Genomic DNA, 23,611 nt, shown 5'->3' with positions numbered 1-23,611 from the left:
TCCGAATCCGGAAACAGCCCTGTAGTCAGCAAGGGCGCAACAGCCCCACGCGACGAAAGATTTCCCATCCATTCCGGGAGGAATGCGTGAACGACAATATCCGTAACGGCCTGTTCCGCCTGCTGGATGCCCTGTGCATCCTCATCGCGCTGTACGTGGTCGGCGAAACCATGCTGCCCGACGAATACAGCGTGCTCGTGGACTACACGGGCGCCTCGTTCTTCACCACCTTCTTTTTCCTGCTCTCGTTCTACGTGCTGGACTGCTATTCGGTGGGCGAGGAAGACTTCCGCGATTCCGTGGCCCGCGTGGCAGTGGCATCCGTTCTGGGGGTCATCGCCACCGGCTTCACCTTCTATTCGTTCGAAAGCTGGCGCTTCGACCGGGCCACCTTCGTGCTGCTGCTGGTGCTGGTGGTGGCCCTGTGCCTGACCTGGCGAGTGGTGTGGCACCGCATCGGCAAGCGCTTCATGAGCCGGCACAAGGTGGTGCTGGTGGGCGTGGACCGCGCGGGCAAGGTCCGCAACCTGCTGGCGCAGAGCATGCCCCATGCCGAAATCCTGGGCTATGTGGGCGAAGGCGACATGGACGCCGACGCCGGGCCGTGCCTTGGCCCCTCGTACGACCCCATCGGCATCGCGCGCAGCCATGGCGCCACCATGCTGGTCATGCTGCCCGACGCCCCGCTGGACGAGGACATCGCCCGCGAACTGCTGCGCGCCAAGCTGGGCGGCCTGATGGTGGTGGACATCCGCACCCTGTACGAGCACGTGGCCGGGCGCATTCCCGTCAGCCTCATCCGCGACGAATGGCTGCTGATGGAAGACGGCTTCAACCTGAACACGCAGGGGTCCATGCAACGCCTGAAACGGGTGTTCGACGTGCTGACGTCCTTCGTGCTGCTGGTGCTTACCCTGCCGATCATGGCCATTGCCGCCATGGTCATCCGGCTGGAATCGCCCGGCCCGGTGATCTACAGGCAGAAGCGCGTGGGCCTGCAGGAAAAGGAATTCACGGTGCTGAAGTTCCGCTCCATGACCGTGGACGCGGAAAAGAACGGCGCGGTGTGGGCGCAGAAGGGCGACACCCGCGTGACCAAGGTGGGCAAGTTCATCCGCAAGGTGCGCATCGACGAACTGCCCCAGCTGTGGAACGTGCTGCGCGGCGACATGTCGCTGATCGGCCCGCGCCCGGAACGCATGCAGTTCGTGCGCGAACTGGAAAAGGTCATCCCCTACTTCTACGTGCGCCACACCGTGAAGCCGGGCGTTACCGGCTGGGCGCAGGTCTGCTACCCGTACGGCGCTTCCATAGAAGACGCCCGCTACAAGCTGGAGTACGACCTGTACTACATCAAGAACATGTCGCCCCTGCTGGACCTGAAGATCGTGCTCAAGACCGTGGGGGTCATCCTGTTTCCCAAGGGGGCGCGGTAAAGGCCATTTTCCCCGATACGCCAAAGGTCGGCCACCCATGGGTGGCCGACCTTTTTCGGTTGTCCGCCCTGCTTGACGATATGCACTGCAATCTATATTTTCAGCACATGAAATGGGACGTCAGCTTTTGCGATGAATTCGACGCCGAGTTCGACGGGTTCGACGTTCCGCTTCAGAACGAACTACTGGCGCGGCTTTCGCTGCTGGGGGAAACCGGGCCTTCGCTGGGCAGGCCCCACGTGGACACCCTCAAGGGTTCCCGGCATCCGAACATGAAGGAACTGCGCTTCAGCCTTGGCCGACAGCCGTACCGCTTCCTTTTCGCCTTCGACCCGCTACGGAACGCCGTGGTGCTGGTCGGCGGCAGCAAGGCTGGCGATGCCCGCTTCTATGATCGGCTGATTCCCGTTGCCGAGGCCCGGTACGACCGGCATCTTGCCACGTTGCAACCATAGGAGGGCAATCACATGGCCCGCAAGCTCAGCGCCGTTATAGCCGCACTGCCCGAAGACCGCCGGGAAATCATCCGCAAGCGCACCGCCGAACTGCGCATGGAAATGAACCTGCGTGAATTGCGCCGGGGACTCGGTATTTCTCAAAAGGCGCTCGCCGCCGCACTGGATGTTTCGCAGGCCACCGTTTCCAAGCAGGAACGCAGCGGCGACATGCAGATCAGCACCCTGTGCCAGATCGTGCACGCCCTTGGCGGCACGCTGCGCATCACCGCGCAACTGCCGGGCCGGAAGGAAGTGGAAATCACGCCGTTCTCGGATGCCTGCCGGGTGTGACGGCACACCGCCAGGTGCGCGCCTCCCCCAACCAGAACGTTTGTGGGGTGAGAGCACGAGAGAGGGGGGCTTTTCAAAGCCCCCCTCTCTCGTATTCAAACTCTTTTTTCTTATCCATCAGCCCACAGCCGTCAGCAAATCCTCGGCAACTGCTCCCCTTCCAGCATGGAGAGCAGGCGGTGACCACCCATGGGCGTTTCCAGGATGACCTGTCCGGCGCGGCCCGGCCCGGCGCCATCGGCGGCCAGCACGGTGCCGATGCAGGCTGCGTCCGCCCCAAGGGGGCTTTGGCGCAGCACGGCAAGGGCGGCTTCGGCCTTTTCCTGCGGCAGGATGCAGATCAGCTTGCCCTCGTTGGCGAGGTACAGCGGGTCAAGGCCGAGGAAGGAGCAGCCTTCGCGCACGGCGTCGCGCACGGGGATGTCCCGCTCCGCGATGCGCATGACCACGCCCGACTGCCCGGCGATTTCGTTCAGGGTGGTGGCAAGGCCGCCGCGCGTGGGGTCGCGCAGCACGTGGATGTCGCCCACCTCCAGCAGCAGCCGTTCGGTCAGCCCGTTGAGCGCGGCGGAATCGCTGCGCACGTCGGCGGAGAAGTTCAGCCCTTCCCGGTGCGACAGGATGGTCAGCCCGTGGTCGCCCATGCTGCCGCTGATGATGACGGCGTCACCCGGCTTCGCGGAATGCCCGCTGGGCGAGGGGTTCACGATGATCTCGCCGATGCCGGTGGTGTTGATGAACACCTTGTCGGCCATGCCGCGCGGCACCACCTTGGTGTCGCCAGTGACGATGCACACCCCGGCCTCGCGCGCGGCGTTGCCCATGGAGGCGACGATGCGTTCCAGCACCTCCATGTCCAGCCCTTCTTCCAGGATGAACCCGCAGCTCAGGTAGCGGGGCCGCGCGCCCAGCATGGCCACGTCGTTGACGGTGCCGTGCACGGCCAGCGTGCCGATGTCGCCGCCGGGAAAGAACAGCGGGTCCACCACGTAGCTGTCGGTGCTCATGGCCAGCGGGCCGGTCAGTTCCAGCCGGGCGGCGTCGTCCAGCGTGCGCAGCACGGGGTTGTCGAAGTGTTTCAGGAACAGTTCGCCGATCAGGCGGTGCGCGGCCTTGCCGCCGCTGCCGTAATCGAGAAGAAGCGTATCACCGGCCATGCGATCAGGCCTCCACGTTGTACTTGAAGTAGGCGGCGCAGCTGCCCTCGGTGGACACCATGCACGGCCCCACGGGCTTGGCGGGCGTGCAGGCCTTGGCGAACAGCGGACAGTCGCAGGGCTGCATCTTGCCCTTCAGCACGTCGCCGCACTTGCAGCCGGGAATGGGCCGGGCCTCGGGCAGGGTCAGGCCCAGGCGGGCCATGGCGTCGTACTGCTCGAACTCGGGCCGGAACACCAGCCCGCTGCCGGGAATGCAGCCGATGCCGCGCCACAGGGCGTCGGCAGGCTGGAACACCATGTCCAGAATCTCTCGCGCGCGCGGGTTGCCCGCGTCGTCCACGGCCCGACGGTAGGAATTGACGATGGCGAACTGGCCGGACTTGCGCTGCTCCACCATAATCAACAGGGCTTGCAGGATGTCCACGGGGTCGAACCCGGCGATGATGCCGGGGGTGTGGAATTCGTCGGCCACAAAGCGGTACGGCTCCATGCCGAGAATGGTGGACACGTGACCCGGCAGCAGAAAGGCGTCCACCGCACAGTCCGGGTCGGCCAGCAGGGCGCGCAGCGCGGGCGGCACCAGCTTGTGGAACGAGAGCACGCAGAAGTTGGTCAGCCCCTGCTGCCGCGCCATCAGCACCGTGGCGGCCACGGTGGGAGCGGTGGTCTCGAAGCCGATGCCCAGAAACACCACGGTGTCGCCGGGGTTGTCGGCGGCCAGCTTCAGCGCGTCGTGGGCGGAATAGACGATTTCCACCCGCGCGCCCTTGGCCTGGGCCAGCTTCAGGTTGTCGCCGCCGGGGCCGGGCACGCGCATCAGGTCGCCGAAGGTGGCGATGATCACGCCGGGCTTTTCGGCCAGTTGCAGGTAGGCGGCCACCTCGCTTTCGTGGGTCACGCACACCGGGCAGCCGGGGCCGGACAGGTGCTTGACCCCGGCGGGCAGCAGCGGGCGCATGCCGCTCTGGAAGATGGCCACGGTATGGGTGCCGCACACTTCCATGAAGCGCAGGGGGCGGTCCAGTTCGCGGTGCAGCCGCTCGACAAGGCTGCGGGAAAGGTCCGGGTCCTTGAAGGCCGTGGAGAAATTCACGCTCACGTTGGTCTTCCTGCCTGTCGCTGCGTCGGCGGTGAACCCGGATGGCCCCGGAGAATCCCGGATTGGTCCCGGATGGTTCCGGACAATCCCGGATGACCGCTGAGGGACGGGCCTTGCGGGCCGCCCGCCGGACGATGATGCGCCGCCGGGCCATGGGCCGGGCAGGCGCGACGCGACGGCGGTACCGCCCCTGGGGCATGGCCCGCCGCCCGCACGGTTTTACGCGGGCAACCCCATGCCCTCCGCACCGTGTCCCGATGGTGCTACGCCGTGCCAAGGGCTGCTGTCAACGCGGCGGAAGCACAGGCGCGGGCGGTGGCATGCCCCCCTGCCCACGGGCCAGTGGTGCGGCGCGGCCACGGTTGGGCAATTCCGCCGGTGCACGGCGGGAACGCGCCGTCCTCGGCGCGCCATCCTACCAGCCCGTGCCATGTCCCGACCGGCAGCAGGTCGCATCCCCGGCACGCGCTTTGCCTTTTGCCGTGCCAGTGGTTATGTTCGCGGAAGTGGCGAACGCGCGGCGCATCGCACGGGACCGGCATCCGACGGTCCGCCCCGCCCGCGCGTCACCAGAGGAGACCGCATGACCGCCACCGGGGGTATGCCCTTTACCGGCGACGAGGAAAATCCGCGCGAGGCGGCTGCTGTCCGCTGCATGACGCCGGACGACCTGCCGCCCCTCAGCTTTGCGACGCCGAACCCCGCCAGTTCCGCCAATTCCGCCAATTCCGCCAGTTCCGCCAGCCCCGGCAGCCCCGGCGCGCTCGCCGGTTCCGGAAACGCCTGGCCCGTGCCCGACATGGCCGCCTGCCATACCCTGTGGGACCGCTACGCCATGCCCGACCACATCCGCGCCCACAGCAACAGGGTGGCCGACATGGCCATGGCGCTGGCCCGCGCGGCCCTGGCTAGGGACGCGGACCTGCACCTGCCCTCGGTGCTGGCCAGCGCCCTGCTGCACGACATCGCCAAGGCCTACACCATCCGCTTCGGGGGCAACCACGCCCAGCTCGGCGGCGCGTGGACCCTGCACGAAACGGGCAACCCGCGCATCGCCCAGGGGGTGATGCACCATGTGCACTGGCCGTGGCGAGTGGACGTGGCCGTGCCGGAGTGGCTGATGCCGCTGATCATCATCTATGCCGACAAGCGCGTGAAGCACGACCAGCTGGTAACGCTGGAAGAACGCTTTGACGACCTCATCGAACGGTATGGCCGCACCGAACGCATCCGCGAGCGCATCCGCGAATCGCACGAGCAGGCCGTGGAGATAGAGCAGGCCCTGTCCACCCGGCTGGGCATGCCCCTGCACGATGCCGTGCCGCGCAACGGCGAACTGACGGTCAACGCGGGTTGAGGCTTCGCCGCAGCCCGCGCGATGCCCGTCACCGCCCTCCCTGACACCTCTCTTCCCTGATCCGCCAAAAGGTTCCCGCATGAAGCCCGACCCCTTGCACGCCGCGCTGCTGGCCGTCTACGGCGGCGTCTGGCGTCTGGCCCGCCCCCTGCTGCGCCGCAATGCCCGACTGGCCGAAGGCTATGACCAACGCCTGGCGCCCGACGGCTGGGCCGAGGCGGCCCGGCTGTGGGTGCAGGCGGCTTCCGGCGGTGAAGCGTATCTGGCGTGGGAACTGCTGCGCCATCTGGACAGCGAGTTCTCCGTACTGCTCACCTCATGCACCCGGCAGGGAGTGGAGGTGCTGGAAAAGGCCCGTGACTGGGCCGCCGCACACCGCCCCGGCCTGCGGGTGCAGGTGCGCTACTTTCCCTTTGACGAGCCGGGCCTGATGCGCCGCGCGCTGGACCAGGCCCGCCCATGCGCCGTGGCCCTGCTGGAAACGGAGCTGTGGCCCGGCCTGCTGTCCGCCTGCGCGGCGCGGGGCGTTCCCGTGGCCGTGGTCAACGGGCGCATGACCCCGCGCACCCTGGCCGGATATCTGCTCACCCCCGACTTCTGGCGCGGGCTGGCCCCGGCGCGCATCGCCGCCATCTCGCCCGACGACGCCCAGCGTTTCGGCCTGCTGTTCGGGCACGACCGCACCTCGGTCATGCCCAACATCAAGTTCGACCGGGCCTTGCCGGAAACCAGTGCGTCTGGCCCAACTGGCACGACTGGCGCAACGGGCTCGACTGGCCTTGCGGGCACGGTGCTGCGGGCTGCCGCCCCGCTGGTGGTGCTGGGATCGGTGCGCGAGGAAGAGGAAGCCGCCCTGCTGCCAGTCGTCGAGCGCATCTGCCGGGAACGTCCCGACGCGGACATCGCCGTGGCCCCTCGCCACATGCACCGCGTGCCCGCCTGGGTGAACGCGCTGGAGCAGGCCGGGTTGCCCTGGGAACTGCGCTCGCGGCGCACGGCCCCGCCTTCCGGCGATGCGTCCGCGCCCGGCACGGTGCTGGTCTGGGACGTGTTCGGCGAGTTGGCCGCGCTGTACGCCAGCGCCTCCGCCGTGTTCGTGGGCGGCTCGCTGGCCCGGCTGGGCGGCCAGAACTTTCTGGAACCGCTGACGCACGGGGTGGTGCCCTGCGTTGGGCCATCGCGCGAGAATTTCGCCTGGGTGGGTGACGGATTGCCCGAGGCCGGTCTGCTGGCCGAGGTGGCCGACGGCGATGCCCTGGCGGAGGCCCTGCTGCAACAGTTGCGCAGCCCCCTGCAACGCGAGGTGATACGCCATCGCTTCGAGGAATGGATGGCCCCCCGCCGTGGCGGTGGACGCATGGCGGCAGAAGTGGTGCTGGCCGTGGCCGGATTGCGCTGAGCCCTTCGCGCCCGGCCCCCTGAAGCAAGGGAGCAAGCCGCCCGGCCGCCGCCGGGCCCGATGCCCCCAACCTGCCGACAAGACCGGCCATCCGGCCCTGCCGACAGATCACCCGCAGGGCCAGTACACCCGCAACGACCGGATTATCCGGACCGGCCAGCCTGCCCTGCCCGGGAATCCGCCCCGGCTGCACAATCCCCACCATCGGCAAGGCCGCTTCCTGCCGACCAGCCATCGCCCCCCGCCTCGCCGCCCCCGCAGTGGCGGGCCATGCAGCGCAGCAATTCCCCGCGCGAAAAGGGCTTGGCCAGAAAACCGGTGCACCCCGCCGCCGCGCAATCGTCGCGGAATTCACCCACCACGTGCGCCGTCAGGGCAATGACCGGCGTGTGCGGCAGGCCCTGCTCGCGTTCCAGGGCGCGGATGGCCCGCGTGGCCCGATACCCGTCCATCACCGGCATCTCGATGTCCATGAACACCAGGTCGAACTGCCCGGCGGCGTAGGCGGCCACGCCTTCCTCGCCGTTGTGGACCTCGGTGATGGCGCAGGGACGCCCGCGCAGGTACAGTGAAAAGAGCAGCCGGTTGCTGGGGCTGTCCTCCACCAGCAGGATGGACAGGGGCCGTAGCGGACCCGGTTCCTGGTAACCCGGCTGCGCATCCGGCAGATCTGGCGGGGCAGGAGCTTCGGCCTGCCCGCTGGAACCGGCCTGCCCGGCGGGACCGGTTGGACCGGCGGGACCGGTGGGACTGGCAGCGGCCACGCCTTCCAGCGCGACCGAATCGACCGTATCCACTGAATCGGCCACATCAGCCACATCGGGCGAATCGGGCAGATCGCCGGGCCGTGCGTTGGCCAAAGCGGCCTGCGCCATTGCCCCAACCGGGGAACCCTGCGCAGCCGGAGAGACCGGGGCATCAAAAGCATCAAGGGCATCACGGGTATCGAGGGCATCAAGCCCCCAAGCCTCCTCCAGGGCCGTTCCGCAGGCGCCTTCACCGACGGGCTGCATGGGCAGGGTGAAATACACGGTGGTGCCCCTGCCGGGGGCGCTTTCCAACCAGATGGTGCCGCCCAGCATATCCACCAGCGCCCGGCAGATGGACAGCCCCAACCCGGTGCCGCCGTACTGGCGGGTGATGGACGAATCCGCCTGCATGAAGCTTTCGAACACCACGTCCTGGTGTTCCGGCGGAATGCCGATGCCCGTGTCCGCCACGGAGAACAGCACTTCCATCCGCCTGCCGGGGGGCATGCGGCAGGGTGAGGCGCCCTGCACCGCCCGGACCGCATCCGGCCGGGCGTCACGGCCCGGCACGTTGCCGTCGGCGGGCTGGGCCAGCACCATCACCCGCCCGGCGGGGGTGAACTTCACCGCGTTGGAGACCAGGTTGCCCAGAATCTGGCGCAGCCGCAGCGGGTCGCCCACCAGATCGTCTGGCACGCCGGGCAGCACGGCCCAGTCCAGGCGCAGGGCGCGCCCGTCCGTACCGGTGGCGGGTTCCATCTGGCGGCAGACCTGCTCCATGATCTCGCCCAGGCGAAAGCCCACCCGCTCCGGCACCACCCGCCCCGCCTCCAGGCGCGAAAAGTCCAGCACGTCGTTCAGCAACGCCAGCAGCGAATGGCCGGAACTGCGCAGCACGTCCAGATAATCGCGCTGCTCCGGCTCCAGGGGGGTGCGGCCCAGCACGTCGGCCATGCCCAGCAGGGCGTTGAGCGGGGTGCGCACCTCGTGGCTCATGCGGGCCAGCAACTGCGTCTTGGCGCGGCTGGCCGCCTCGGCAGCCTCGCGCTCGCGCTCGGCGCGGTGGCGTTCCACGCGCTCGGTGATGTCGTGCACCGCGCCTTCGATGTACAACTGCTCGCCGGTCTCGCCGGTCACCGCGCGGGCGGTCAGCGCCACGTGCACCACGCTGGCGTCGCGCCTGCGCAGGCAGGTTTCCAGCGATACCCGTCCTTCCTGGCGCAGGCGGCGCAGCAGTTCCTCGCGCTCGCCGGGGCGCACGTAGAACTGCTCGCCGATGTCCGTCACGGAAGACACCATCTCGTACGGCGAGGCATAGCCGAACATGCGCGCCATGGCCGGGTTCACCCGCAGAAAGCGCCCCTGCGGCGTGGACTGGTAGATGCCCTGCGCCGATTCCTCGAAAATGCGCCGGTAATTGGCCTGGGCGCGGGTAAGTTCCCAGTTCAGCAACTCCAGTTCGCGGTTGGCGCGGGCCAGGCGCTCGCCCGACTCCACCTTTTCCTGCAGCGCGCCCAGCAGGCTGGTGCGGTTTTCCTCCAGCGTGGAGGCCATGTGGTTCACGGCCTGGGCCAGCTGGCCGATCTCGGCCATGCCCGCGGGGGGCAGTCGTTCGCTGTAATTGCCGAGCGAAATGCGCCGGATGGCGTGCAGCAGTTCGTGCAGCGGCCGCACCACCCGGTCGGCGATGAGAAAGCCCGTGCACACGGACAGTCCCAGGGCCACCACGGCGGCCAGCAGGGTGTATTCCACGGCGGTGCGCAGCCGCGAGCGTTGCGGCCCCACGTCCACGAACACGGCCAGCGCGCCCACGGGCATGCCGCTGCCCCCCGGCAGGGGCTGGTAGCTGACCAGATAGGGCTTGCCCGCCACCTGTTCGTACCGCTGCAGAAAGGGCAGACTCTGCCCCTGTCCGAAGCCCGGCCCCAGCCCGAAACCCTGCGCCCTGCCCGGCTGGCCGGACGAAGCGCCACCGCCCGGCCAGCCGAGCAGGCCCCCCCCGCCGAAAAGGCCGCCGCCAAACGTGCCGCCGGACACGCCGCCGCCGGAATGCGCCCCGCCCGCAGCACGCCCGCCAGCCAGGCCACCGGGCGGCGCTCCCTGCGCAAGGTCGGGCCGGTCCGGCCAGTCGGCCACGTCGGCGGTGCCGTCGCCGGGAAACAGGGTGCCGCGCGGTCGTTCGCCGCCCAGATCGAACACGGCCACATCGGCGCGCACCGCATCCCCCAGCCCGCGCAACAATGAGCGGTTCATGGGGAACGACACCACCGCCGCCCCCACGATGCGTCCGTGCTGCCGGGCCGCCAGCCCTTCCATATCCACCCTGCCGGTGATTTCCTCCGCATCGGAGGCAAACGGCGTATATGGGGCCACCTGCTCGGGTAACGGGGACGATGGGGACAGGGGGGGCGCACTGCCCAAAGACGATTCCGGCAGGGCCGCCGGGCCCATGGGCGCGGGCAGGGGCCGCCGGATTCCCCCGCCGGGGCGCGGGCCCGCCTGCTCCAGCGGCACGATGACCGGCACCACCGCCTTGATGGCCAGACCGTCGGCGGACCGGAACACGTCGCGCCTCGACAGCCCGCGCAACGCCTGGCGCACCATCAACGCTCCGTCCGTGGTGGCGCCGTTGGGGGTCACCCCGCCCCCGGGACCGTCCGCCCCTCCACCGGCAGGCAACAGGCGCACAACGGGCTCGGCGCCCATGTCGAACACCTCGATGCAGGCGCGGGGCCACAGGCCGTGCAGTTCGGACAGGCGCAGGCGCAGGCCCGGCATGTCGCCGTCATATTCCACCCGCAACCCGGCCACCACGCGGGCCAGGGCCTCTGCCGTGCGCGACAGGCGGGTGAGCTGCAACGAGGCCGCATCGGCCAGGGTACGCCCCTGTGCATGCAGATAGCTGTCGGTCTGCACCGTGGTCACCTGCACGAACACCGCGCTGACGATGCCCAGCGGCAACAGGCAGACCAGAAAACACCACCCCACCATCCGCAGGCGCAGGCCAGGGGCGGGCGGCACCGCACGCGACAGAAAATGCCGCAGCGGAAAACGCGCCCAGCAGCGCGCAAGGTGGGTGCGCAGGAGGCCGATCATGGGCGGGTGGGGGAAAAACGAACGGAGGAGGAGAACGAGGATGCTACACGTGGCCGCGCGGCTGGGCACCGGCCCGTGCCACGCCACGCCGCCACACGCGCCCGGAGGACGGCGATGCTGGAGGTACGGACTGCGGCGCTGGACATGCGGAGCCTCTGGGCCGTCTGGCGGAAGAATATCGAATTTCCGGGCAGCATAGCCAATCGCCATGGGGCACGCAACGAGGCGAGGCCCGCAACCGCCCATGGGGGGGCATGCCGCTCGGCGCGCATGAATGGACCCGACATATCAGGAAATCCAAAAAAGCCAGAGGCCTCACCGGACGCCTCACCGGACGCCTCGCCGGACGCCTCACCGGACGCCTCGCCGGATGCCCGCCGGACACGAGCGCCCCCGGCCCCACGCAGGCTGATGCGGGCGAATCGGGCCGAGCAGGCCAGGCGGGCTGAGAGGCCAAACAGGCCGGGCTGGACCGTGCGGCCCCGAACCTGCCCCGACAAGATGGAAACGGGCCGGGTTTGCATCAGGCGCTCACCTTGTTATGGTGTACGCTGCACGGTCGGGTGAATCCTTCGCCCGCCACGACACGGGAAAGGAGGAGAGCATGCCCCGCTTCAGATCGCTGAAGACCCACCTGCGCGCGTTGCTCGCTTCCGCCGAGTGGGAAAGACATCTGGACGACATAGTGAACCTGCCCGGCAAGGAAGCCGTGGGGCCGCTGCTGTCATCCCTGCTGCTGGGCGGCGAGGCCAAATGGCGCGCCGTGGTGGCCCTGGGCCGGGTGGTGGCGCGCATCGCCGACGCCAACATGGAAGACGCCCGCATCATCATGCGCCGCCTGATGTGGCACATGAACGAGGAATCGGGAAACATCGGCTGGGGCATCCCGGAAGCCTTCGGCGAAATACTGGCCTGCCACCCCCGGCTGGCCGACGAATACCACCGCATCCTCGTCTCGTACGTGCGAGAGACGGGCAAGGACGACAACTACTGCGACCACGCCCCCCTGCGGCGCGGCGTGTACTGGGCCATAGGCCGCCTTGCCCAGGAACGGCCCGACCTGCCCGGCTTTGTCGAAACGGCGGTGCCCGCCCTGCTGGCTGGCCTGGCCGACTGCGACCTGCCCGCGCGCGGCACGGCGGCCTGGTCCCTTGGCGTGCTGTCCACGCCCGAAGCCCTGCCCGCACTGCGAGAACTGCGCACCTGCGACGCCCCGGTGGAACATTTCGAACGCGGACGCCTGCTGCTCTGCACCGTGGGCGAACTGGCCCAGTGCGCGGCCCAGCGCATCGAGGCCCAGTGCCAACCGCCCACGGGCAACGCCACGCCCGACGCGGACGCCAAGGGCACGGCGGCGTAAGCGGCTGCCGCCGGGCAAGACCGCGACAAATGGAAAACGGGGCTCCGCCCCGTACCCCGCCGGGGGAACATATTCCCCCGGACCCCCTTGATTGACGGCCACCCCGAACAGAACCGGACAGGCCCGCGACATCCACATCGCATGTAAACAACCCCGCCCGCCTTCCTTACGGAGGCGGGCGGGGTTGTTGTTCTGCTCTTTCTTCAACACTGTTGCCGAACGGCAATTAGGACGAAGCGTGCATACGGCAAGATTTTCGTTCTCCGGCAAGGAAGGCGAGTTCCGGGCGAGGGGAGTGCGGCAGCCGTTATGCGAGCGCTCGCGCGAGCATTACGGATGGCGACCGCAGAGCGCTTCCTTAGCGACCGTCGCACGGGACGAGCCTGACGCGGCCGGAGGGCGAAAAGACGCCGTATGTAGCTTCGTCACAGGTCTTGGCGGTACTGCATGGACTGCCGCAACGTCTCCCGATCCATGAACTTGACCTCGGACCCCAGCGGAATGCCCTGGGCCAGCCGGGTCACACGCACCTGCGGGTACTGCCGGGCGATCATGTTGCGGATGTAGGTGGCGGTGTTTTCCGCCTCCACGGTGGTGCCAAGGGCCATGACCACCTCGCGCACCGTGCCCTCGGCCATCCTTTTGGTCAGCCGGTCCAGTTCCAGCGAATCGGCATGCAGGTTGTCCAGCGGGGCCAGCAGGCCGCCAAGGATGAGGTACTGGCCCTTGTAGAAGCCGCCCTCTTCCAGGGTGAGCATGGAATCCCACTCCGACACCAGACACAGCGTTTCGCCGCTGCGGGCCGGATCGGTGCAGATGCCGCACGGGTCCACGTCGGTCAACGCGCCACAGCGCCCGCACAGATGCAGGTTGTCGCGCAGATCATGCACGGCGCGGCCCAACCGGCGGGTTTCGCTGGCAGGCCACTTCAGCAGGGTCATGGCAAGGCGCAGGGCCGACTTGGGGCCAAGGCCGGGCAGCCGGGAGAGCTGCTCCACCAGCGCCTTCAACGGTTCGGGCAGTCGCTGCACGGACACTCCGGGTTACATTGCGGAAATCGGTTTTTCCAGTCGTTGCAGAGGCTCTGGGACAGTTGCCGCGCGACAGGATGCGCAGGGGACACCGCAGGAGGCGTAGCCACAAGGAGGGATTTTGTTCTCTGCCAAGGAAGAACGCCTTTTTGTGAAGGGAGTGTACTCTTATCGTACTCGACCGGAGCAAAAAGGCGTTCTGACGCAGGCAGAGGGCAAAAGCCCCCTTGTGGCGGCGTCTCCTAGAAGAGGCCGGGCATTTTCAGGCCACCGGTAAGCGCCCCCATCTCCTTCTCCATCATCTCCTTGGCCTGGCGCAGCCCTTCGTTGACGGCGGTCAGCACCAGATCCTGGAGCATTTCCACGTCGCTGGGGTCCACGGCCTTGGGGTCGATGACGATGGCCTTCACTTCCTGCTTGCCGGATACGGTCACCTTGACCATGCCGCCGCCGCTGGTGGCTTCAAGGGTGCGTTCGGCCATTTCGGCCTGAAGCTTGCTCATCTTGGTCTGCATGACCTGCGCCTGGCGCAGGAGGTCGTTCATACCGCGCATGGATTCCTCCGGATGGTTCTATTGGAGCGGGCTGTCGGACAGGGGCCGACAGGACAGCATGGTGGCCCCGAACTGCTCGCGCAGCAGGCCCACGGCGGGGTGCCGTTCGGCCTCGGCGCGCAGTTCCGAGGGGGTCTTGATGCGGGTGGTGGGGGGCAGCACCTCCACCGTGGTCCCGTCGCCGAAGTAGGCGCGGGCGTACTCTGCAAGGGCGGTCTGGTTGCCGGTGGAACAGAGGTGCTCGTACTGGGTGCGAAACCGCGTTTCCACGATCAGGCGGGCGCCGTCCATGCGGCCGCGCGCCTGCCCCAGCACGGACAGCCCGTTGCCGCCGTTGCTGCGTTCCGAACAGTAGCGCACGAAGCCGTCCCACGTGGCGTCGCCCTGAGGACCGAATGCGGCTGCGCCGGATGCAGATGTGTCGAATGCCTCGCCCGAAGAAGGGACGTCAGCGGCACGCGGGGTGTCCGTCACTGCGGGGCCGCCGGGCACAGCATTCGCGCCGGGCGCGGGATACGGCACGTCATCCCACGGCAGCGAGGTGTCAGCCCCGCCGCCCGAAGGAGCAGGGACCGCCGCCGGGGCCGCATGCTCCGGGCGGTGAAAGCCGCCCGAGGCCTGCACGCCCGACGCACCGGGCACGCCGGACGACGAAGACATGGACGATACCGACGACGCGGCCTGTGGCCGGGCCTGCCCCGGGCCGGGATACCGGCCCTGCGGCGGCTGGGCCTGCGGGAACGATTCGCCAGACTGGGCGGATTGGCCGAATTGGCTCGCTTGGACGGATTGAGCGGATTGGGCACCATAGCCGCCCTGTCCCCCATGACCGCCCTGACGGGGCGGCATGGAGCCGTAGCCCCCCGCGCCCCCGCCGGGCATGCCCGAACCGCCAGCGGGGCCAGCCCCGCCGCCGCGCGACAGCTGCTCCAGCGAGACAAGGCGCGGCAGCATGGCCAGGTTCAGCAGCAGAAGTTCCAGCGCCATGGCCGGTTCCAGGCTGGTCAGCACGCGGCGCTGGCCTTCCAGGGTCATCTGCCAGCAGGCGTGGATGTGCGTAATCTCGAACTTCGGGGCCCATTCCAGCCACTGGCGGGCCTCTTCTTCCGGCAGGTCCAGCGCGGGCAGGGCGGCCTCGCCCGCCTGGCGCAGCATGAACAGGTTGCGCCAGGTAGCAGCCAGTTCACGCAGGAAAAACCCTATGTCCACGCCCTTGTCCAGCAGGTCGCGCACCACGGCGGACACCGCCACGCAATCCTGCGAGGCCAGGGCCTGCATCACCTCGAAAAACAGTTCCTGCCCGGCCAGGCCCAGCACGCCGCGCGCGCCTTCCACGGTCAGGCGGTCGCCACCAAGGGCCAGCACCTGGCCCAGCAGCGACATGGAATCGCGCACGCTGCCCGCGGCCCGCCGCGCGATAAGCCGCACCGCCGCCGGGTCGAAGTCCTGCCCCTCGCGGGTCAGCACGCCGACAAGGTGGGCTTCCAGCTCGTTTTCGGGCAGCCGCTTGAAGGTGAAGTGCTGGCAGCGGCTGATGATGGTCACGGGAAATTTGTGCGGCTCTGTGGTGGCCAGCACAAAGGTGACGCGCGGCGGGGGTTCCTCCAACGTTTTCAGCAGGGCGTTGAACGCCTCGCGCGTCAGCATGTGGGCTTCGTCGATGATGAAGACCTTGTAGCGGCCTTCCATGGGCGCGTAGCCGATGGCCTCGCGCAGGCGGCGGGCGTCCTCGATGCCCCGGTTGGACGCGCCGTCGATTTCCACCACGTCCACGTGGTTGCCCATCACCACCTTGCGGCACTGCTCGCAGGTGTTGCACGGCTCGCCGGTGGGGGCCTTTTCGCAGTTCAGCGCCTTGGCCAGGATGCGGGCGATGGTGGTCTTGCCCACCCCGCGCGTGCCGCTGAACAGGTAGGCGGGGGCCACACGGTCTTCCGCCGCGGCGCGGGAAAGGATGGCCTTTACCGTCTCCTGCCCGGCCACCTCGGCGAAGGTCTGCGGGCGGTATCTGGCGGTGAGGGGGGCATTGCTCATGACGTGCGGGCCTGCTGCGCCGCCTGTCCCGCCCGCCTTCGCGCGGAAGGACGGGACGCCGGACGGGGCGCGGGTTGGTGCGTGCCGTGGGGCAGTGAAAGCGCTACGCTACGGGGTATCCGGGGCTTCTGGGGCTTCCGGGCTGTCCGGATTGTCTGGGCTACCGGGGTTTCCGGGCCGTAACGCACGCCGCACGCCGGGACGGGCGCCCGGCGTGCGGCGATCATACACGGACGGACCCTAGATGGTATAGCGGTGCAGCCAGTGGGCGTAGGCCGGGTTTTCACCCTTCACGGCCTTGAAGTACTCGCCCTGCAGGTGCTTGGTCACCGGACCGGCGGTGCCCTGGCCGATGACGCGCAGGTCCACTTCGCGGATGGGCGTCAGTTCGGCGGCGGTGCCACAGAAGAACGCCTCGTCCGCGATGTACAGTTCGTCGCGGGTGAACTGCTGTTCCACCACTTCGTAGCCCAGTTCGCGGGCCAGGGTGATCAGGCTGTTGCGGGTAATGCCGTCCAGCACCGAGGTGAGCGGGGTGGTCTTGATGAGCTTGCCGCGCACGATGAAGATGTTTTCGCCCGTGGCTTCGGACACGAAGCCCTGGGTGTCCAGCATCAGGCCTTCGTCGTAGCCGTCGGCCTTGGCTTCCATCTTGGCCAGCACCGAGTTCACGTAGTTGCCGCAGGTCTTGGCCTTGGTCATCATGGCGTTGACGTGGTGGCGGCAGAACGAGCTGGTCTTGACGCGGATGCCGTGTTCCAGCGCTTCGGCGCCAAGGTAGGCGCCCCAGGGCCAGGCGGCGATGATGGTCTGCACCGGGTTGTCGCCGGGGTACACGCCCATGGCGCCCGCGCCCACGAACGACAGGGGGCGGATGTAGCCTTCGGCCAGCTTGTTGCGCTTCAGGGTTTCTTCCACGGCGCCCACGAGCTGGTCTACGGTATAGGGAATGACCATGCGCAGGATCTTGGCCGAGTTCAGCAGGCGCTGCATGTGCTCGCGCAGGCGGAACACGGCGGACCCGCCGTCGGCGCACCTGTACGCGCGAATGCCTTCAAACACGCCCACGCCGTAGTGCAGGGTGTGGGTCAGCACGTGCACGTTGGCTTCGTCCCAGGGCACCTGCTTGCCGTCAAACCAGATGGTTTCCGCTTTCTGGACCATGTTTCCTACCTCTCGGATGTACGCCCCGCGTGTTTCGGGGCACGTTGGCGGGCCGCGCTGGCGGGCGCATGGCGGCCAGCGATGGCGGCACGGCCACGCCTGTGTGGTGACGAATATGGCGCGCCGGGCCCCCGGCGCACCGCGTGGTGTGAAGACGTGCCACGCTAATCAAGCCACCCGGCAAGGTCAAGACGCGACGGGGTGGAACGGGGGCCGGAACGGGGGAGCGGACAGGTGGGGGCGCGGCCAAGGGGAGCGGGAGGACGGGGGCGGCGGTTGTCCGAAGGGGGGAACACCGGATGACGGTGGGATGGCGAGGGGATGCGGGCCGGATGCCGCCCGGATGTTGGCAGGATGCGGGCAGGATACTGGCGGAGGTGGACGGAAGCCGCCGTGGTGGCGGGCAGACACTGCGGTGCGACGCGGCGCGCCGTGCGCATCCGGCAAGCGCCATGGCCGTACACCCTCCGGACGGCCACCCCACCCCGCTGCGGCCCTGTTGCGGCAACGCCGGGCCGAAACCCGCATGCTACGGGTGCGGCATTTCCACCATCAACCAAAGGAAATGCCATGTCCGCATCCACACGCGGGCGCGCATCCCGCCGCGCCCCTGCCCAGCGTTCACCCCAGGCCATGTCCACCGAAGACTTTTTGCGCACCGTGGTATTCGCCAAGCGGCCCCGCGACGAGCGGGCCGCGCCCGCCGGAGGGGCAGTGCCTGTCGGAGGGACTGTGCCTGCCGGAAGGGCGGCACCCGCCGGGCCGGGGTACGGCGCGGACGCATTCCCGGCGGCTCCCCCCGCTTCCGGAGCTTTCGCCATGCCCGCACCCCACACGCCCCATTCCCGCGCCGAGGGTGCCCCCGGCGGGACGGACGGGGCTGCCGCCTCTGCCGTCGCTCCCCAGTCCGGCGACATCCCCCCCGCGCTGGACGTGCAGTGCGCCTTCTCGCCCGACGGCAGGCTGCGCGCCAAACAGGAACGCTGCGGCGGGCGCGCCGCCAGCTACGACTACACCCACGACGAACGCGGCCACCTGACCGAGGTGCGCCGCGACGGCCAGGTGGCGGAACGCTACACCTACAACACGGCGGGCCAGCGCATCACGGCAAGGGTGAACCCGCTGCCCGGCATGTCGCGCGACGCGCTGCGGATGCTGGAGACGGAGCGCGCCTTTGCCTACGATGGCACGGGCCGCCTCGTGCGCGCGGGCCGGGCGCGCTACATGTACGCCCCGGACGGCACGCTGCGCTGCCGTGAGGAAGGGCGCAACAGCACATGGTTTTATTATGGCAATGGGGCCAACGGGGGCAACGGGGACAATGGAGACAACACCGCCGGGGGCGCACCCCATGCCTCCCCCGATCCCTACAGTCCCTATGACCCCCATGATCCCCATGCCCAGCTTGCGCCCGTGGCTCTCGATTCGGTGGTGCTGCCCGGCGGAGACATCATCCGCTACCGCTTCGGCGATAACGGCATACCCTTCATGGTGCTGCGCAACCACGCGCCCAGCGAGGAATACCAGTGGCTCGACCCGTTGCGCCTGGCCCGCTTCCGCGACCACCGCACCGGCTCGGACTACACCTTTCATTACGGCGGCGACCGCGTGCCCGAGGCCGTCACCGTATGCGGCCCGGCACTCGACAATCTGGAAGGGGGCCTGCTGGACCTGTCCATCTTCCGCAAGGACGGGGAACCCGCCGCGCCGCAGCGTTCCGCCACCTTCCGCATCGGGTGCGACCAGGTGGGCACACCGAAAGTGCTGCTGGACCCCGATGGCCGCGTGGTGAAGCGCATGGAATACGACAGCTTCGGCAACCCGCTGCTGGACACCTGCCCGTACTTCTTCCTGCCGCTGGGCTTCGCCGGGGGGCTGGTGGACCGGCACACCGGCCTCGTGCGCTTCGGCTTTCGCGACTACGACCCGCGCACCGGACGCTTCACCGCGCCCGACCCGCTGGGCGACACCGGCGGCGACCACGACCCCTACGACTATTGCGTGGACGATCCGGTCAGCGCCTTCGACCCGCTGGGGCTCATCGGCGAATCCGTTGCCGCCAGAGGATGGGACGAATCCAAGCACCCGCGCGACGCCATCGGCAGGTTCACCTTCGCCGACGGTGACGACGCCATGACGCTCGAATATCGCCACCCCATGCCGTCTCTCCCGCGGGGCAGCCTGACGCTCCCCTCGCGCGCACACCCCGGCATCTACGCCGACGAACTGCTTCTCAGGCCGTTCGGCCCAAGGCATGGCGAGGAACTCATCGCCAGCACCTTCCCCGTCGCTCCCGGCGTGCAGCCCCCGAACGGCCAACCGGCTCCAGACTCAAGATTCTCCCCCGAAAACCGCCCCATGCCTTCGAAGGACGGCTTCCAGCCGCTGGGTCCTGGCGGCCCAGAGCGAGGAATAAGCCGTAACAGACCATACTTCCGTGACGGAAGAGCGCCGTACGCCGTCAACCTGTTGCTGGCTGATGCAACACCCATGGAGTCCGGGAAAAATGCTCCGGATACCGATAGCGAGAAGACCAAAGACAACGTAGACACAAAGGTACACGAAATAGCACAGCAATTACGCCCGTGGTGGTCATATCCATATGGCAGCGAAGAAAAACAGGAAGGAATTGCGAAAATGCAAGATGCATTAAAGCCCGAACTTAATACCTGGGGAAAAACAATTCACAACATTGGTATTAATTCACCAAATGGCCAACAAATGGCTCTTGATTATGGAATAAATCACATCAGAAGTGAAATCAAAAACAGGAAAAAAAATAATTCCAAACAAAATACAAGAAAAACCAACGGCAAATAATAAAAGATGTCTGGCGTTGCTACATAACATTCCGCAACGCCAGACATCTTTTAAAAACAATCACTCTATGAACGTTATTGTGTTCGAAAAAATTTAGACAGTATAATTAGGTATATACAACACACAAACGCTTCAAGAGCACCTCCTGAACCCAAAACAATACCTGCATCACGCTTGAAAAAAAATATATTTACTACAGGGTTTGACGGATTCATCTTATAATATGGAACCATACTGTTTGCAGAAACAAAAAACATAAACAAAGAATATACCATTATAGCTGATAAAACACCATTCATCTTCTTTACATCATTTGCCTTCACAATTGTCACGCACATCACAACTGTCCAAAAAATAACAAATAAATACACATATACATCGTGTGCAGCGGCAAATATCCCTGCAAAATGCCAAAAGATACATTCCGAAAAAAAAATACCAAAAATGACGATGCGTTTTTTACGCATAGAATCCATTACATCCTCCAGTCGAAAATGATCTACGAAAAGTATACTCCTTACAATACACTAAGATGGACAGAAAAATACGGCGCCACAGCACGCCGCTTTCTTTCCATTTTTCAACAATCACAAAAATCATCAACAGCACGGCTATCGCTTTTTCTCTGAGCGTCTCCATACGCCCCTTCGCAAATCTGAACTTTTCGACCATGCATTCACATTTTATATATTTGATAATGAGACAACGCAAGCCAACAATCCATGCCCCTGAGAAACAACTCTCCAATGCGGGCTCCTGGCTCAGAACATCCTCCCCCTGTCAACAGCGCCTTTCCATGCGATACGCAATAGCCCGCAACTCCGACCTTCCGTCATGCCGAAGCGGAACTGCTGAAACGCATCCCCGCCACACATACCGGCAAATAACCCGTCCCGACCTGCGCGGGTGCCACCGGGTGCTGGAAGTCACTCCGGACATGCGATATGGCTTGGCAACTTCCAGCACCCAAGGTAGGCTCAGCATGCGTACCCCCCACCCGTTCCTGTTCGCGCTTCTGCTTTCGCTCTGGCTGCCCGCAAGTCTTGCCATGGCCGCCTGGGAAAAAGCGCCCCTTGCCGACCCACGGGAACCGACGTTCCCGCTCCGCTTCGAGGAGTGGACCTGGGAAGGCACGCTGGACAACGAACCCGCCACCCTGACCATGCGCGGCTGGACCAACAAGGATGGCAGTTTCGTGGGGTCCGGCGTCTGCACCCAGCAGGGCCGCCCGCCGCGCCGCGTGTCAGGCGGAATTTTCGCCCTGTGGTGGGTCTCCGGCATGCGGTTGAGGGAATGCCCTCCGGGTGAAGCACAGTGCCATAACTGGTATGCTCATGTCGGATGGGAGACGCCCACGGACTACCGCGCCCACGACGGGTACATCGACAGCGCCCCATGGGGACAGGAACCAACATTCGCATTCCGCCTCATTCGGCAAACCCCGCTTCCTCCGCCTGTCCCGGCCCCCGTGCGCCCGCTGCCTGTGCCCCCACAGCATTTTGCGGACAAGTCACAGCACTGGACCCCCAACTCCATGCCCGGCTTTGCGGAGCAACTGGTCGGCATGCTGTCGCCGGAGCATTACGAAGGCATCGCGGGCTTCAGCAGCGACAAGGACCCTGCCTGCTTCATGGGCTCGCAGGGCAACCTGCTCTGCGCGGGCCACAGTTCCGGCTGGGTCACCCACCCTGCGGCCTTGGCGGTAAGCCCGCAGGGGCGCGTGGACGTTCTGATATTCGATGCGGGCTGGCCGACATGCCCTATCGCATGGCACTACACCAACGATACCGAAGACATCGACAGGATGCCCGGGGATATCGAAGAGGCCGTCCGACTGTGGGAACTCCATCCCAGCGACGGCGACCCCATGCACCCCGCCACACCGTGGCTGCACTTCGGCCCGCTGTCCACACAGCACAGCCCCCTGGCCAACCCGGCCTCGCCGGTCATGCCGGTGCGGGTCGAGCAACGCACCTGGACCGGCACCGTCAACGGCACCGCCGTCACCGTGACCATGCGCGGGCTGGCCGACGAGGAAGGACGTTTCACCGGGTCGGGCGTCAGCACCCGGCAGGGGCAGCCTCCCGTTGCCATTGCAGGCGGGGTGTTCAGCCAGTGGTGGCCCTCCGCGCGGGGCATGCGCCTGTGGGAGTGCGCGGGGCAAGGCGACAACTGCATCCAATGGGAAGCCGATGCCTTTGACACGCAATGCTCGCGGGCAGGCTTCACCCAGCAATCGCCCTCCCTCGAGGAACTCCCGTTCCGCCTGTGCCGTGCGGAACCCACGCCCGGGCAGGAAAACGCTGCGCCGTCCATCCCTCCCCCGTTCTTGACGCCGTTGCCGGTCAAGCTCCGGGAGTTTCAGAAATTCTTCCACCATGACCAGTTGCTGGAAATCCCCGGTTTCGCGCAGCGCCTTGCCGCCATGCTGCCGCCCGCCGTGTATGAACTGGTTTCCACCATGGCCATGCTGCCCCTCGCCCCCAACCGCAAGGAATCCCCGACAGGGGGACACCCCGGCGACTGCCTCGGCGACCGCAACGGAGCCGTGTGCGCGGGAGAGAGCGAGCAGCGTCCGGAAATAAACATGGCCCTGTTCGTCTCGCCCAAGGGACGGCTGGATGTGCTGGTCCACACCGCGCCGGGCAACCCCATTCCCCGCGCGTGGCACTACACCAACGACACCGCCAACGCCGCAACCTTCACCGGGTACATGAACAAGCACCTGCCCAAGGTGCTGCGCCTGTGGGGCGTGCCGCGCGGCACGAAGATTCCGTGGGTCCATGTCAGCGCCCTGCTTGCGGCGGAGGGCGAACTGCCAACCAAGACCGACGCAATGCCAGCAGGCGAAAAGCGGAACACCGCCCCCTGAACTGCACCAGGCCAGACCTGCGAGCCGCCTCAGCCCCTGACAGGGGGTGCCGCAGGGTGCCCCGGACGGTATTGTTCCCCTTCGCGCTCTCATGCGTCCCGCAACACGCCATCCGCATCGCCTGCGGCCAATAACCCGTCCCGACATGCGCAGGGCCGCCGGTGCTGCCAATACTGCCAGCACTGCCAGTACTGGAAGTCATTCCTGACATTCGACATGGCCTGGCAACTTCCAGCACCCACAGGCAGGTTTCGCATGCGTACCCCCCGCTCGTTCCTGTTCGCGCTTCTACTTTTGCTCTGGCTGCCCGCAAGCCTTGCCATGGCCGGATGTGGGGCGGGAGGCGGCGGTTATCCGAAGAGGAAGAAACAGTCACTGTTCCAGGGGGCGTCCGAGTGATGCCGTGATGGCGGTCGGGGCGCCCGGAGATGCCGGAAGTTCCCCGGGAGCGAGTCGTGCGCATCCGGGGAACACCATGGCCGTACACCCTCCGGACGGCCACCCCACCCCGCTGCGGCCCTGTTGCGGCAACGCCGAGCCGAAACCCGCATGCTACGGGTGCGGCATTTCCACCATCAACCAAAGGAAATGCCATGTCCGCATCCACACGCGGGCGCGCATCCCGTCGCGCCCCTGCCCAGCGTTCACCCCAGGCCATGTCCACCGAAGACTTTTTGCGCACCGTGGTATTC

Annotated in this window: 16 protein-coding genes; 8 read left to right on the top strand and 8 right to left on the bottom strand. The window is 66.9% G+C overall.

Annotated elements, in window-relative coordinates; translation table 11 throughout:
* Nucleotides 1-86 precede the first annotated feature (86 nt).
* The 3 genes from DESTE_RS12120 (at nt 87) to DESTE_RS12110 (ending at nt 2,224) form a co-directional block, all read left to right on the top strand.
* Nucleotides 87-1,436 carry a TIGR03013 family XrtA/PEP-CTERM system glycosyltransferase gene (locus tag DESTE_RS12120; RefSeq protein WP_035067903.1) on the top strand — a complete coding sequence of 450 codons (1,350 nt, stop codon included), beginning with the start codon at nt 87-89 and terminating at the stop codon, nt 1,434-1,436.
* 107 nt (nt 1,437-1,543) lie between these two features.
* Entirely contained in the window at nt 1,544-1,891 is a 348-nt protein-coding gene (locus DESTE_RS12115; RefSeq protein WP_035070276.1) for a type II toxin-antitoxin system RelE/ParE family toxin, read from the top strand.
* Nucleotides 1,892-1,903: 12 nt separating this feature from the next.
* Nucleotides 1,904-2,224, top strand: a complete 321-nt coding sequence (locus DESTE_RS12110; protein WP_035067901.1) for a helix-turn-helix transcriptional regulator — start codon at nt 1,904-1,906, stop codon at nt 2,222-2,224.
* A 131-nt stretch (nt 2,225-2,355) separates the two neighbouring features.
* On the opposite strand, the gene hypE is transcribed toward DESTE_RS12110, so the two are convergent.
* Entirely contained in the window at nt 2,356-3,381 is a 1,026-nt protein-coding gene (gene hypE / locus DESTE_RS12105; RefSeq protein ID WP_035067898.1) for a hydrogenase expression/formation protein HypE, read from the bottom strand.
* A gap of 4 nt (nt 3,382-3,385) precedes the next feature.
* A complete protein-coding gene (hypD, locus tag DESTE_RS12100) occupies nt 3,386-4,477 on the bottom strand; it encodes a hydrogenase formation protein HypD (RefSeq protein ID WP_198015390.1) in 1,092 nt (363 codons plus the stop codon).
* Nucleotides 4,478-5,066: 589 nt separating this feature from the next.
* On the opposite strand from hypD, the gene DESTE_RS12095 reads away from it, so the two are divergent.
* Together DESTE_RS12095 and DESTE_RS12090 are read left to right on the top strand one after the other, a co-directional pair.
* Entirely contained in the window at nt 5,067-5,840 is a 774-nt protein-coding gene (locus DESTE_RS12095; protein WP_035067895.1) for a hypothetical protein, read from the top strand.
* Between the two features lie 79 nt (nt 5,841-5,919).
* Nucleotides 5,920-7,239 (top strand): 3-deoxy-D-manno-octulosonic acid transferase, encoded by a 1,320-nt coding sequence (locus DESTE_RS12090; RefSeq protein WP_035067894.1) that lies wholly within the window; start codon nt 5,920-5,922, stop codon nt 7,237-7,239.
* Between the two features lie 143 nt (nt 7,240-7,382).
* Here DESTE_RS12090 and DESTE_RS12085 read toward each other — a convergent pair whose 3' ends face one another.
* Nucleotides 7,383-11,084 carry a hybrid sensor histidine kinase/response regulator gene (locus DESTE_RS12085; RefSeq protein WP_035067893.1) on the bottom strand — a complete coding sequence of 1,234 codons (3,702 nt, stop codon included), beginning with the start codon at nt 11,082-11,084 and terminating at the stop codon, nt 7,383-7,385.
* Nucleotides 11,085-11,688: 604 nt separating this feature from the next.
* Here DESTE_RS12085 and DESTE_RS12080 point away from each other — a divergent pair.
* A complete protein-coding gene (locus tag DESTE_RS12080) occupies nt 11,689-12,444 on the top strand; it encodes a DVU0298 family protein (protein ID WP_035067892.1) in 756 nt (251 codons plus the stop codon).
* A gap of 425 nt (nt 12,445-12,869) precedes the next feature.
* Here DESTE_RS12080 and recR read toward each other — a convergent pair whose 3' ends face one another.
* The 4 genes from recR to DESTE_RS12060 all read right to left on the bottom strand — a co-directional run bounded on the left by recR (nt 12,870) and on the right by DESTE_RS12060 (nt 17,227).
* Nucleotides 12,870-13,475 (bottom strand): recombination mediator RecR, encoded by a 606-nt coding sequence (recR, locus tag DESTE_RS12075; RefSeq protein WP_035067891.1) that lies wholly within the window; start codon nt 13,473-13,475, stop codon nt 12,870-12,872.
* A 242-nt stretch (nt 13,476-13,717) separates the two neighbouring features.
* Nucleotides 13,718-14,029 carry a YbaB/EbfC family nucleoid-associated protein gene (locus tag DESTE_RS12070; protein WP_035067890.1) on the bottom strand — a complete coding sequence of 104 codons (312 nt, stop codon included), beginning with the start codon at nt 14,027-14,029 and terminating at the stop codon, nt 13,718-13,720.
* Nucleotides 14,030-14,047: 18 nt separating this feature from the next.
* Entirely contained in the window at nt 14,048-16,063 is a 2,016-nt protein-coding gene (gene dnaX / locus DESTE_RS18250) for a DNA polymerase III subunit gamma/tau (protein ID WP_035067888.1), read from the bottom strand.
* A gap of 240 nt (nt 16,064-16,303) precedes the next feature.
* Entirely contained in the window at nt 16,304-17,227 is a 924-nt protein-coding gene (locus DESTE_RS12060) for a branched-chain amino acid transaminase (protein ID WP_035067886.1), read from the bottom strand.
* A gap of 819 nt (nt 17,228-18,046) precedes the next feature.
* Here DESTE_RS12060 and DESTE_RS17270 point away from each other — a divergent pair.
* Nucleotides 18,047-20,047, top strand: coding sequence for an RHS repeat-associated core domain-containing protein (locus DESTE_RS17270; RefSeq protein ID WP_051384447.1), 2,001 nt, complete (start codon nt 18,047-18,049; stop codon nt 20,045-20,047).
* Nucleotides 20,048-20,121: 74 nt separating this feature from the next.
* Here DESTE_RS17270 and DESTE_RS18025 read toward each other — a convergent pair whose 3' ends face one another.
* Complete coding sequence (locus DESTE_RS18025; protein WP_156925344.1) at nt 20,122-20,523, bottom strand: hypothetical protein; 402 nt, start codon at nt 20,521-20,523, stop codon at nt 20,122-20,124.
* A gap of 506 nt (nt 20,524-21,029) precedes the next feature.
* On the opposite strand from DESTE_RS18025, the gene DESTE_RS12050 reads away from it, so the two are divergent.
* Nucleotides 21,030-22,919: a hypothetical protein gene (locus tag DESTE_RS12050; RefSeq protein WP_035067884.1), complete on the top strand. Its 1,890-nt coding sequence runs from the start codon at nt 21,030-21,032 to the stop codon at nt 22,917-22,919.
* The last annotated feature ends 692 nt before the right edge of the window (nt 22,920-23,611 follow it).

Origin of the sequence: Nitratidesulfovibrio termitidis HI1, assembly GCF_000504305.1 — a bacterium.
Taxonomy (GTDB): Bacteria; Desulfobacterota; Desulfovibrionia; order Desulfovibrionales; family Desulfovibrionaceae; genus Cupidesulfovibrio; species Cupidesulfovibrio termitidis.
The sequence above is the reverse complement of the archived record's forward strand: the minus strand, read 5'-3'. Positions and strand labels throughout refer to the sequence as shown.

Coding starts and splice junctions, on each gene's coding strand:
- DESTE_RS12080 (WP_035067892.1), top strand. CDS start 11,689: ATGCCCCGCTTCAGATCGCTGAAGACCCACCTGCGCGCGTTGCTCGCT.
- DESTE_RS12095 (WP_035067895.1), top strand. CDS start 5,067: ATGACCGCCACCGGGGGTATGCCCTTTACCGGCGACGAGGAAAATCCG.
- DESTE_RS12115 (WP_035070276.1), top strand. CDS start 1,544: ATGAAATGGGACGTCAGCTTTTGCGATGAATTCGACGCCGAGTTCGAC.
- DESTE_RS18025 (WP_156925344.1), bottom strand. CDS start 20,523: ATGGATTCTATGCGTAAAAAACGCATCGTCATTTTTGGTATTTTTTTT.
- dnaX (WP_035067888.1), bottom strand. CDS start 16,063: ATGAGCAATGCCCCCCTCACCGCCAGATACCGCCCGCAGACCTTCGCC.
- DESTE_RS17270 (WP_051384447.1), top strand. CDS start 18,047: ATGCCCGCACCCCACACGCCCCATTCCCGCGCCGAGGGTGCCCCCGGC.
- DESTE_RS12070 (WP_035067890.1), bottom strand. CDS start 14,029: ATGCGCGGTATGAACGACCTCCTGCGCCAGGCGCAGGTCATGCAGACC.
- DESTE_RS12060 (WP_035067886.1), bottom strand. CDS start 17,227: ATGGTCCAGAAAGCGGAAACCATCTGGTTTGACGGCAAGCAGGTGCCC.
- DESTE_RS12090 (WP_035067894.1), top strand. CDS start 5,920: ATGAAGCCCGACCCCTTGCACGCCGCGCTGCTGGCCGTCTACGGCGGC.
- DESTE_RS12110 (WP_035067901.1), top strand. CDS start 1,904: ATGGCCCGCAAGCTCAGCGCCGTTATAGCCGCACTGCCCGAAGACCGC.
- DESTE_RS12050 (WP_035067884.1), top strand. CDS start 21,030: ATGCGTACCCCCCACCCGTTCCTGTTCGCGCTTCTGCTTTCGCTCTGG.
- hypE (WP_035067898.1), bottom strand. CDS start 3,381: ATGGCCGGTGATACGCTTCTTCTCGATTACGGCAGCGGCGGCAAGGCC.
- DESTE_RS12085 (WP_035067893.1), bottom strand. CDS start 11,084: ATGATCGGCCTCCTGCGCACCCACCTTGCGCGCTGCTGGGCGCGTTTT.